Raw genomic sequence first — 11,479 nt, 5'->3', positions numbered from 1 at the left:
TCGCGATTTTTTCTTTATTTCATTTCTTTAAAAGCCGCTTCTGCATCAGCGTTGCTAATAGCACCAAATTGGATTTTTCCGATTTTACCTTGACTGTCAATCAAGTATTCCGTTGGAATACTACGAATTTGGTAGGCTTGGAAGGTAGTTGCTTGCGTATCATATAGAACTGGAATATCCTTGTAGCCTTGTTCTTGGTACCATTTTGGAAAGTCTTGAACTGTTTTTTCACCTTGTAGACCTGGTGCAATGACACTCAAGATTTCAAAGTCTCGATCTTGTTTGGCAGCTAATTCCATTAACTCAGGCATGCTTTTTTTACATGGTCCACACCAAGAAGCCCAGAATTTTAAATAGATCTTTTTCCCTTTATAGTCTGATAACTTGACTTCTTTGCCATCCATAGACTGCAAGGTAAAGTCTGGCGCATCCTTACCGACTGCGATTTGTTGTACAGCAGGTTGTTTGGGACTGCTTTTCTGTTTGGTTTCTTTTTCACCACAAGCAATCAACAAAAATAGAGACATGAGGCTCAATCCAGCAAAAATAACTTTTTTCATTTTTTCTCCTTTTATCCAAGAATTCCTGACAAGGCATTTAACTGCCCTAGCATTAATAATAATCCCATCAAAATAATCAAAGCTCCCCCGATTTTCTTTAGTAAAATCATATGGGGTTTTAATTTACTAAAATAGGGCATAATCCAGCCCGAAGCCAAGGCCAAAACAATGAAAGGAAGGGCCATTCCCAATGTGTATACTAATGTTAACACGGCTCCTTGCCAAGCACCATTGCCACCGGAAGCTGCTAGGGCCAAGACCGAACTTAAGACTGGTCCGATACAAGGGGTCCAACCAAAACTAAAGGTTATCCCAAGTAAAAAGGCTGACAGATAGTGATTCGACTTTGATTGTTTGAAGGTGACTGTCTTTTGAATCTCCAGTTTATTGAAATGCAAGATTTCCATCTGGTGAAACCCTAAAAGAATAATGACTATTCCCATAGCATAACGAAACCAGTCTGCATAGAGCATGTGCCCTAGGAATCCAGCTCCAAATCCCAAAATAAAGAAAATGAGGGAGATTCCTGCAATAAAGCACAAGGTTCGAATTAAACCAGACCATGCAACGTCTCTTCCAAAAAAGCGAAAGCTTTTCGAATTTCCCTGATCATCCAGTAAAATACCAGCATAGACAGGTAGCAAAGGAAAGATGCAGGGTGAAAAGAAGGACAGGATACCTGCTAAAAAAACGGATACTAGAAATATAATCGACTCCAACGAATTACCTACTTTCTCAAAATTCTAATCCTATTTTACTACAAAAGGATAAATTTGTAAGAAGTCTGCTACGCTTATTTATTTTGACTAAAGTTGACACAAAAAAAGGAGCTAAGCTCCCTTTATTTTAATACGTTCCTTCTTCACCTTGACTAGTCAAGATAACAGGACCGTCTTTGGTAATCACAAACTGGTGTTCATATTGGCAAGACAGGCCGCCATCTATAGTCTTATGAGCCCAGCCAGTCTTCATATCTGTATCAATTTCCCAGTCACCAGTATTGATCATGGGTTCAATAGTTAGTACCATTCCTTCACGGAGACGGAGTCCACGCCCTGCAATACCGTAGTTAGGAACCATTGGCTCCTCGTGCATAGTTGGACCAACACCATGACCAACCAAATCACGAACGACACCGTAACCGCGACTTTCAGCGTATTCTTGAATGGCTGCACCGATATCACCGATACGATTGCCAACAACTGCTTGCTCAATCCCTTTATACATAGCTTCCTTGGTCACGTCCATCAGGTTTTTCACTTCTTCAGACGGTGTACCAACCGCATAAGCCCAACATGAGTCAGCTAAACCACCAGTATAACTTTGGGTGTATTTTTTCATTTGCTCAACATTGTTGAAGTTGAGTTTAGATACATTGAGGTCGGATTTGGCAATCGGACCACCCAATACCATGTCAACCTTGAGCAAATCGCCCTCTTTCAAGATGTAATGACGTGGAAAAGCGTGAGCTACTTCGTCGTTGAGAGAGCAACAAGTGGCATAGGGGTAATCCATGACTGCACCATCCACACCAATCTGTAAAGGAAGGAAATTCTCCTCTTTACAACGTCGTCGAACGTACTCTTCAACTTCCCACATATCCACGCCTGGCTTAATCAAATCACGTAAGCCGATATGGATACTTGCTAGGAAATCACCAGCCTTGTCCATGGCTTCGATTTCACGTGCTGATTTTAAAGTTATCATTTTTTCTCCTAGATTCTAATTAATTTTAACCGTAACATTTGCTTTTGAAACAATCTGATGACCATGATAAATATCATAATCAATAATAGCTGAGCGTCTCGTGTGGTGAATAATACGAGCCTGAATCCGCAAAGTATCATCTATCTGCACAGCCTGCAAGAAATAAATCAACATCTGCTCAATGATGAGATTACGTCCGCTATTGACAACGAGATCTTGGGTCATATGGTTGAGGATTTCAGCCAAGACTCCATTAGCAAGGACACCATTTTTCTCCAACATGAAGGGCTCAACAGTAATAACGACTTCATCATGATGATAAGAGAGTTTTTGCCCGATTTGCTCTGAGAAGGTCGGCAAAGCAGAAACTTGGGAACGGCTCATCTTTTCCATGACATCTCGTCGTGTTACGACACCGAGCAAGGTTTGGTTACTTCTGACAACGGGAACCATCTCAAAATCTTCTGCAATCATTCGTTGACTGACATTGGCAATATTAGTCGCTAAGCCTGTTACGAAGATGCTCCGCGTCATCACCTTGTCAATCGTTGTGCTGGGTGACTTATCTCCCGCATCACGCATGGTAACAACCCCAACAACCACTTGGTGTTGGTTAATAACTGGGAAACGGCTACTTCTGTTCTTACGGACCAAGTCTAGATAGTCTTTGACTGTATCCGTTTCTCTCAAAAAACCATACTCATGACTGGGACGATAGAGCTTTTCGACTGTCAGAATATCGGTTTTGATTTGAACATTTGAGAGGGCTTTGTTAATCATGGTCGCTACTGTAAAAGTGTCATGTTTACTCCTCAGAACTGGAATCCCTTTTTTATTAGCCAACTCAAGAACATCATCTTGGACATGAAAACCACCTGTTACAAGGACTGCATTTTCATTTTCCAAGGCTAAAAGTTGAATACGAGTACGGTCACCTACAATCAAAAGACCGCCATCATGGAGATAAGACAGGATATTTTGCTCTGTCATAGCCCCAATGGAGAATTTGCTAAACTCTCTCTCCAACCCTTCCTGACCAGCTAAAACTTCAGATGAGGTGACTTCAGCAATTTCAGCATAGGTTAGCCTCTCAATAGCCACTTTTTGGGACTTGACCCGTATGGTTCCACTACGTGGCCGAGTTTCAACAATGCCACGATTTTCAGCTTCTTTGATAGCTCGGTAGGCTGTTCCGTCACTAACACCTAGGTGATTGGAAATACTGCGAACACTAACTCTCTTCCCAATTGGCAACTCTTCCAGATAGGACAAAATTTCCTGGTGTTTACTCATTGAATTCTCCTTTTATGTATCGAAATTCAAGATAGTCCCTCATTTTTCGTGTATAGCGATCGCTCCCCTTAAACTGTCGGACGAGGCTAAAGCCCGATTTTAAGGCTACTTTTTGGCTAGCTTGATTCTCCAGATGAGTGATGATGGATAATTGTTTTAAACCAAATTCTTCAAAAGAAAGGTGACAGAGTTTGCTAACAGCCTCTGTCATAAAACCTTGCGACCAAGCATCTTTTTTTAAGAAATAACCAATTTCTGCTTCTTTTTTGATTTCATCGATTTTTTCAAATTTAATGGAGCCAATCATTTCCTGATTTCCTTGGAGACAAATTGCCCAAACACCTAGAGGAGCCTTCATAAAATAGTTAGCAAGTGCGTACTGACTTTCTTCCAAACTTGCTTGACTGGGAAAAATAAACTGCAAATTCTCAGGGTTTGAAGCAATCTCGAAAAACGCTTGACTGTCACTAAAAAAGAAAGGACGCAAATACAAGCGCTCCGTTTCAAAAAAAGAAAACATTGCTAATTTGGTCCAAATATTCATAATCACCTCAACGGCTTAGTCTTCAACGAGTGTAATATCCGCTCCAAGACTACGCAATTTTTCAATAATATCTGAGTAGCCACGAAGGATAAACTCAATATTCGTAATTTCAGTCTGGCCCTGAGCCATCAAACCAGCGATGACAAGTGCAGCACCAGCTCGCAAGTCTGTAGCTTTTACACTTGCCCCGTGTAACTTACGACCACCGTTGTAAATAATGTGATCGTTTGTAGTCGTAATATCCGCATCCATTTTTGCTAACTCAAAGACATGATTAACACGTTTCTCATAAATCGTATCAATAATAGTTCCACGACCTTGGGCAGTTAGTAAAAGTGGCGTGATAGGCTGTTGCAAATCGGTTGCGAACCCTGGATAGGGAGCTGTTTTGATATTGATGGCCTTCAAATCAGACTGTTCTTCAACGAAGATACTGTCTTCTGAGACCGTCATACGAACGCCCATTTCCTCTAGTTTGGCGATAAAGCCTTCTAAATGTTCATAGAGAACGTTGTTAATGCGAATTCCTTTTCCTACCGCCGCAGCAAGTGAAATATAGGTTCCAGCTTCGATACGGTCTGGAATAACCTGATGACGCGTTCCATGAAGTTTCTCGACACCATCAATAATGATAATATCAGTTCCTGCACCACGAATATGGGCCCCCATGTTGTTCAAAAGGGTAGCAACATCGATAATTTCCGGTTCACGAGCCGCATTTTCAATGACAGTACGCCCCTTAGCTTTAACCGCAGCAATCATCGTGTTAATCGTTGCTCCAACGCTGACGGTATCCATGTAAATACTTGCGCCATGAAGCCCCTTACCTTGGGCAGATAAATTCATATTATCTCCCTCATAGCTGACCTTAGCACCCATGGCTTCAAAGGCTTTTAAGTGAAGGTCAATCGGACGAGGTCCCAGATCACATCCACCAGGAAGTCCAACTGTAGCTTCACCAAAGCGACCTAAAAGACTTCCGTAGAAATAATAAGAAGCACGCAAGCTATTAATCTTGCCATAAGGCATAGGAATGTTTTGAACACCTCTTGGATCAATCTCCAAGACATCATCATAACGCTTAACAGTCGCCCCCATAATCTCCATAATTTCGACAAGACTAGCAACGTCTGAAATATCTGGAACACAATCTAAAGTGACAATATCATCTGATAAGATAATAGCTGGAATAAGCGCTACAACACTATTTTTAGCACCACTAATGGTGATCTCACCTTGCAATGGACGTCCACCATTGATGACAATTTTTCTCATGTTTTACTCTTTCAAAATTTACTAAAAAGGTCTTTTCGTTCTATTATACCATAATTTTCAGTTTTTTCCCATTCCTATTTACTAAATACCATCTCATTTTGATAAAAAAAGACCTATCACTCAAGCTTTTCAGCCTGAAATGATAGGTTTTTGTGTTAGATTAGCGTACAGTGCGGATGCGCATTGTGTTTGTACGAACAGCTTCGCCAAGTGGTACACCTGCAACGATAACAATATCATCACCAGATTCTACCAAACCTTGCTCAACTGCAATTCTTTCAGCGAGATCAAACATATCATCAGTGTTTGATGGGCGATCAGTGGTTACTGGAATAACTCCCCAGTTAAGCATCAAACCACGCTCAGTCAATTCATCGAAAGTGATTGCCAAGATATCAGCATCTGGACGGTATTTAGAAATCAAACGAGCAGTGTGACCTGTCTTAGTAAGAGTAACCACCAACTTGATATTCATAGAATTTGTCGCATCCTTAACAGCTGAAGCCATAACCTCAGTCTTAGAATTACGTGACAAGTTAACAGATGACAAGCGACCGTATTCTTTTAAAAGAGTTTGAGCATTCTTGTCAATTGTTGCCATTGTACGAACAGACTCAAGTGGATATTTACCATTTGCAGACTCACCTGAAAGCATTGTAGCGTCGGTTCCGTCGATAACAGCGTTAAACACATCTGATACTTCTGAACGCGTTGCACGTGGTTTTTCAGTCATAGTTTCAAGCATGTTTGTTGCTGTGATAGCGACTTTACCAGCTGCATTTACTTTTGTAATAATCATTTTTTGGTAAACTGGAACCATTTCGAATGGTACTTCAATACCCATGTCACCACGGGCGATCATGATACCGTCAGCAGCTTCAATGATTTCATCCAAGTTGTCAATACCTTGTTGGTTTTCGATTTTCGCAAACAATTGAACGTGACCATTACCAGTTTCTTCACAGATTGCACGAACTTCGTTAACGTCTTTCGCAGTACGTACAAATGAAATCGCGATGAAGTTGATACCTTGTTCCAAACCGAAACGGATATCATCGTTATCACGTTCAGCAAGAGCTGGGAAAGGAATTTTAGTGTTAGGGATGTTTACACCTTTTTGTTTAGCGATAATTCCGTCGTTTTCAACTTCAACTTCAAACTCACGAGTTGCATCGTCTTTTGCAACAACGCGAAGACCCAATTTACCATCGTCAACCAATACTTGACGACCAACTTCAACATCATCGTAGATATCAAGAGCACCAGCAACGTTCAAAGCAATCACTTCACGAGTTGATTTGATTCCTTGTTTAGTTGCAACACGGATTTTTTCACCAGTTTTGTAAGAGTACTCTTTTGCGTCACCTTCAAACAATTCTGTACGGATTTCAGGTCCTTTAGTATCAAGAAGGAAACCAACTTTTTTACCTGCAAGTTTTTCGGCAAGTTTAACAGTTGCCATACGCTCACCTTGTTCTTGGTGGTCACCGTGTGAGAAGTTGAAACGGAAAGTGTTTGCTCCTGCTTCAATCAGTTTAGCAATGTTTTTAGCTGAAGCTTCAACATCAAGTTTTTCACCCCAGTATCCGTCTTCACCGAATTTTTTACCACCACGGATTTCAACCGCAGGACCTAAAGTTGCAACGATTTTTACACGTTTGTTCATGATTTTGTGACTCCTTTATATAATTCGACCTTTTATGGTCATGTTACCAAATTAATGAAAGTTGATTAGGACAAGCTCTTGTTCAAAGCAGAAAGTTCAAGATCAGCTTTATGAGGGTTGTTAACAATAATCTTACCTTCTGCAGTTAAGCTAAACAAAGCTCCTTCTTCTGCTGTACCAAGAATTGGATTTTCAACCATTTTTTCGTTACGGATACCAACAGCGACACCACCGATTCCTTGTTTAAGGAGTTTAACAGCGTGTGCCCCCATGCGTGATGCCAATACACGGTCACGCGCAGTTGGTGATCCACCACGTTGGATGTGACCAAGTTCTGTGACACGAAGATCACTTGTGTCTCCTGCTTCTTTCAGCTTTTGACCAAATTCAGCCGCTGACATGACACCTTCAGCTAAGACGATGATATTATGTTTTTTACCGCATTCATAACCAGCTTTGATACTAGCTACGATATCTTCCATCTTGAAGCCTTCTTCAGGGATAATGATTTCATCAGCACCAGTTGCAATACCTGCCCAAAGAGCGATATCACCTGCGTTACGTCCCATTACTTCAACGACGAAAGTACGACGGTGACTTGATGATGTATCACGAATCTTATCGATTGCATCCATAGCAGTTGTTACTGCTGTGTCAAATCCGATTGTAAAGTCAGTACCTACGATATCGTTATCGATTGTTCCAGGAAGTCCAATAGCAGGGAATCCATGCTCAGTTAAGCGCATAGCACCATGATAAGAACCGTCACCACCGATAACTACGACACCTTCGATACCGTGTTTTTTCAATTGCTCAATCCCTTTAAGTTGGCCTTCAAGTTTCGCAAACTCAGGGTAACGAGCAGAGTGAAGGAAAGTACCACCACGTGAAATGATGTCTCCTACTGAAGCAGCATCAAGTGGATAAATTTCACCAGCAACCATACCAGCGTATCCATCGTAGATACCAAAAACTTCCATTCCTTCTGAGATTGCTTGACGAACTACCGCACGGATGGCAGCATTCATACCAGGGGCGTCTCCACCACTGGTCAAAACAGCAATACGTTTCATTTGGTTATGCTCCTTTTTCTTTTAACATTCTTACTGATTATACCACATTTAAATCGAAAATTCTTCTATTTTCCGTATTTTTAGCGATAAATCGTTTTCATAGCAATTCCCTCTAATTTTTCCTCTAGAGCAGAATCTTTTCTTACAAAATGTTGGGAGGAAACAATTGTTTTCTCTTCCTCAACATACCTGATAATGACAGGGATTGGGCCTTTGTATTGTTCTAGGATATTTGAAATTTCTTTATCGTATTTATGATTTTTAACTTGAATCCAGAATCGTTCCGCTACTGCTTCTTTCAAATCTTGTGCAATCATTTGCAGACGACCATCTCGAGATTGAACTTTGCCATTGATGTAGTAAAATTTCCCTTCGGATAAAATGGAAGCAAATTTTCTATATTGGTCTGAAAATACAGTTACATCCATCCGAGACTTACTATCATGAACCTGTAGAAAGGCCATACTCTCGCCTTTCTTGGTTCGAATCACTTTAATCTTTTGAATTTCAACTAGGATAGTGGCTTGAGCTCCCTCGGTTAGATTAGTGATTTGCGTGGTCGGATATAGGGCTTGTTTGGCAAGAGTTTGGAGAGGATGGGGACTGATACCTACCCCAATCAGTTCCTGCTCTTTGTAAAATTTCTCTGCTTCCGTAAAATCATCAGCTTCAGTCCAACTATAATTTGTATCCGCAAAGAGACCTCCCAACTCCTCAACAAAGACAAATAAGTTTGGGAGGTTGACTAAGATTTTCTGACGGTTCTTATCAAATTCATCAAAAAGCCCTAGTTCAACCAAAGAAGTCAGAAGCGACAATTTCTTGTAATTCTTGGGAAGACGTGTGATAAAATCTTCAATGCTTGAGAAAGGACGATTTTCAATAATCCAGTAAGACAAATCTCTCGGCATTCCCTTAATGGCTTTTAGACCAAGATAGATTTTCTTCTGAGAAATCTTATCATGATAGGGAATGCTGTTGATTGCTAAGGGAGCTACTTCAAAGCCCATCTGTAATGCATCTACAATGTAATCACTGCTAGAATAGTTCAACATAACTTGAAAGAAAATAGCAGGATAGTGTGTCTTGAAATAAGCAAGCTGGAAAGCCAGCGCTGAGTATGCATAAGCGTGGGATCTGTTAAATCCATAGCCAGCAAACTTTTCCATCACTGCAAAAACTTGCTTGGCCTTTTCTTCTGTATGCCCAAGTTTCATAGCTCCTATGATAAAATCTTCCCTCATCAAATGCATCTCTTTAGCATTTTTCTTACCCATGGCTCGTCTGAGAATGTCGGCTTTACCAAGACTGAAACCTCCAAAACGCTGAGCAACCTGCATGACTTGCTCTTGGTAGAGCATAATGCCATAGGTTGATGACAGAATGTCCTCCAAGGCAGGGTCTAACACCGTCACCTTTTCTTTACCATGCTTACGAGCGACAAAATTATCAATATAATCACTTGCCCCCGGTCTGTTGAGTGAGGTTGTGGCTACTACCTCTTCGAAGACTTGTGGCTGAACTCGTTTCAAGAGTCGAATGGCGCCAGGTTGTTCAAATTGGAAAATACCTTTCGTATTTCCAGCTGCAAAGAGGGCTAAAGTTTCACTATCTTCCAGGTCAATCTCTTCGATTTTCAGATGAATACCTTCTGACTCAGCCAATAATTCCTGCATTTTTTGGACAAAAGTTAAGTTACGAAGTCCTAGGAAATCCATTTTTAAAAGGCCATTAGCTTCAACACCATGAGCATCATACTGGGTGATCAGCATATCCTCACCGTATTTGAGCGGGATATAGTCTGTCAGGTCCTGGTCACTCATAACGACCCCAGCTGCATGGATAGAGGTCTGACGAGGATACCCTTCAATCTTTCGAGCAATCTCAAAAGCTTTTTGGTATTCAATCTTACTATTGATGACCTGCCTAAACTGTAAATTCTTTTCATAGGCTGTCGTTAGCGTATCTCGAAAACTGATTTTTTTCGTAATATTGGTTAATTCGTACTCTGGAACACCATAACGTTTGAAAACATCACGAATTGCCTGTTTTGCTCCAAAGGTCGAATAAGTGACAATCTGTGCCACGTGTTGACTGCCATAGCGATCACGAACATAGCGAATGAACTCCGGCCTATAAAGGTCAGGAATGTCGATATCGATATCGGGCATGGTGTAACGCTCACGATTTAAAAAGCGCTCGAAAATCAAGTCCTTTTCAACTGGATCAATTCCTGTAATATCCAGTGAGTAAGCCACCAGACTACCAACCGCAGAACCACGCCCCATTCCCATATAGTAGCCTTGGGAACGTCCAAAACGGAGCAAATCCCAAACTACAAGGAAATAGTCGTCAAAGCCCATATCATGAATCACAGCCAATTCTTCATTTAGTCGCTCATGATAGATAGCTGAGGTTAGCCCCTTATCACTCAAGCCTTGCTCAGCTCTCTCTCTAAGTTCTTCGACCGCTGGTCTTTCAGGATTAAAGCGAGGGAGTTTTAAAATTGGGTCGATTTGATAGCTTACATTCTCTATCAGACCTTGGAGATTGGCAAGCGCCTGAGGGAAGCGATTTTTAAACCGTGCTTCCAAGTCTGAGGCAGGTAAAAAAATCCCCTGTTGTGAATGTACATCCACTTCTCTCAGGCTGACATTGTCCTTGACTGCTGACAAGATTTGTAAAACCTGTAGGTCTTCTTTTTCAAAAGAGTTGACTTGATAGAGTGGAAGAATGGGTCTGATAAAGACTTCTTGAGGAGTATCTGGACTAACACCGATAAAATAATCAACCCCCAAATCCAACTGTTCGACCCCATTAAAATAGGGAACAATAATAACAACATCTTCGAGGTGGGAGGTGAAGTCAGACCAATTTTTCCGTCCAGTCATTTTTAAAGTGGATAACTTCATCAACTCTTGGTAGCCTTTAGTGGATAGGGCTAGAAAACGAAGAGAAATATTTTCCTCATCTTTGACCAAGGTCATTTCTAGACCAATTAAAGGTCGAATGCCATGCTTACGAGTTGCTTCTAGAAAATGATAAGCTCCATAGAGATTATCCACATCCATAATAGCAAGGTGAGAATAGCCGTATTCTTTAGCCATTTGTACGTATTTTTCAATCGAAACCACACTTTCCATAAAACTATAAACAGTCTTGGTGTCGAGCTGTGCAATCATTTCTTCTCCTCCTTGCTTTCGTTTTACTACTATTATACCATTTTAAGCTGGATATTGAAGCAACTCTGCACTTTCTTTTCAATATCATCAGTTCCAAACTTCTTCTCTTCTTACTGTTAAATTCTTCATTTTTCAAAGGAAGAAAATATAAAATTAATATTATATAATAGTTTTAAATG

At 40.8% G+C, this 11,479-nt stretch carries 9 protein-coding genes; all 9 read right to left on the bottom strand.

Annotated elements, in window-relative coordinates; genetic code table 11:
* Positions 1–14 precede the first annotated feature (14 nt).
* Positions 15–560, bottom strand: coding sequence for a thiol-disulfide oxidoreductase-associated lipoprotein SdbB (gene sdbB / locus GMD6S_RS00550; protein ID WP_000755585.1), 546 nt, complete (start codon positions 558–560; stop codon positions 15–17).
* Positions 561–571: 11 nt separating this feature from the next.
* A complete protein-coding gene (ccdA2, locus tag GMD6S_RS00545) occupies positions 572–1,279 on the bottom strand; it encodes a thiol-disulfide oxidoreductase-associated membrane protein CcdA2 (RefSeq protein WP_000443809.1) in 708 nt (235 codons plus the stop codon).
* Between the two features lie 127 nt (positions 1,280–1,406).
* Positions 1,407–2,267, bottom strand: a complete 861-nt coding sequence (locus GMD6S_RS00540; protein WP_000631561.1) for a methionyl aminopeptidase — start codon at positions 2,265–2,267, stop codon at positions 1,407–1,409.
* Positions 2,268–2,282: 15 nt separating this feature from the next.
* Positions 2,283–3,560, bottom strand: a complete 1,278-nt coding sequence (gene spxR, locus GMD6S_RS00535; RefSeq protein ID WP_000033809.1) for a CBS-HotDog domain-containing transcription factor SpxR — start codon at positions 3,558–3,560, stop codon at positions 2,283–2,285.
* The gene (locus GMD6S_RS00530) at positions 3,553–4,104 is read right to left on the bottom strand and encodes a GNAT family N-acetyltransferase (RefSeq protein ID WP_001028742.1); all 552 of its coding nucleotides are present in this window, start codon (positions 4,102–4,104) and stop codon (positions 3,553–3,555) included. Before GMD6S_RS00530 ends, spxR begins: the two co-directional genes overlap by 8 nt.
* A gap of 15 nt (positions 4,105–4,119) precedes the next feature.
* Entirely contained in the window at positions 4,120–5,379 is a 1,260-nt protein-coding gene (locus GMD6S_RS00525; protein WP_001227106.1) for a UDP-N-acetylglucosamine 1-carboxyvinyltransferase, read from the bottom strand.
* Positions 5,380–5,539: 160 nt separating this feature from the next.
* Positions 5,540–7,045: a pyruvate kinase gene (gene pyk / locus GMD6S_RS00520; protein WP_001042815.1), complete on the bottom strand. Its 1,506-nt coding sequence runs from the start codon at positions 7,043–7,045 to the stop codon at positions 5,540–5,542.
* A gap of 65 nt (positions 7,046–7,110) precedes the next feature.
* The gene (gene pfkA / locus GMD6S_RS00515) at positions 7,111–8,118 is read right to left on the bottom strand and encodes a 6-phosphofructokinase (RefSeq protein ID WP_000820872.1); all 1,008 of its coding nucleotides are present in this window, start codon (positions 8,116–8,118) and stop codon (positions 7,111–7,113) included.
* 80 nt (positions 8,119–8,198) lie between these two features.
* Positions 8,199–11,300, bottom strand: a complete 3,102-nt coding sequence (locus tag GMD6S_RS00510; protein ID WP_000561555.1) for a DNA polymerase III subunit alpha — start codon at positions 11,298–11,300, stop codon at positions 8,199–8,201.
* Positions 11,301–11,479 lie beyond the last annotated feature (179 nt).

It is taken from the genome of Streptococcus sp. GMD6S, from assembly GCF_000297015.1.
Note: the sequence above shows the minus strand (reverse complement) of the source record. Positions and strands in the feature narration are given on the sequence as shown.

Excerpts from the sequence above, each read along its gene's own strand:
- sdbB (WP_000755585.1), bottom strand. The coding sequence starts at position 560 with ATGAAAAAAGTTATTTTTGCTGGATTGAGCCTCATGTCTCTATTTTTG.
- GMD6S_RS00540 (WP_000631561.1), bottom strand. The coding sequence starts at position 2,267 with ATGATAACTTTAAAATCAGCACGTGAAATCGAAGCCATGGACAAGGCT.
- spxR (WP_000033809.1), bottom strand. The coding sequence starts at position 3,560 with ATGAGTAAACACCAGGAAATTTTGTCCTATCTGGAAGAGTTGCCAATT.
- GMD6S_RS00530 (WP_001028742.1), bottom strand. The coding sequence starts at position 4,104 with ATGAATATTTGGACCAAATTAGCAATGTTTTCTTTTTTTGAAACGGAG.
- GMD6S_RS00525 (WP_001227106.1), bottom strand. The coding sequence starts at position 5,379 with ATGAGAAAAATTGTCATCAATGGTGGACGTCCATTGCAAGGTGAGATC.
- pyk (WP_001042815.1), bottom strand. The coding sequence starts at position 7,045 with ATGAACAAACGTGTAAAAATCGTTGCAACTTTAGGTCCTGCGGTTGAA.
- pfkA (WP_000820872.1), bottom strand. The coding sequence starts at position 8,118 with ATGAAACGTATTGCTGTTTTGACCAGTGGTGGAGACGCCCCTGGTATG.
- GMD6S_RS00510 (WP_000561555.1), bottom strand. The coding sequence starts at position 11,300 with ATGATTGCACAGCTCGACACCAAGACTGTTTATAGTTTTATGGAAAGT.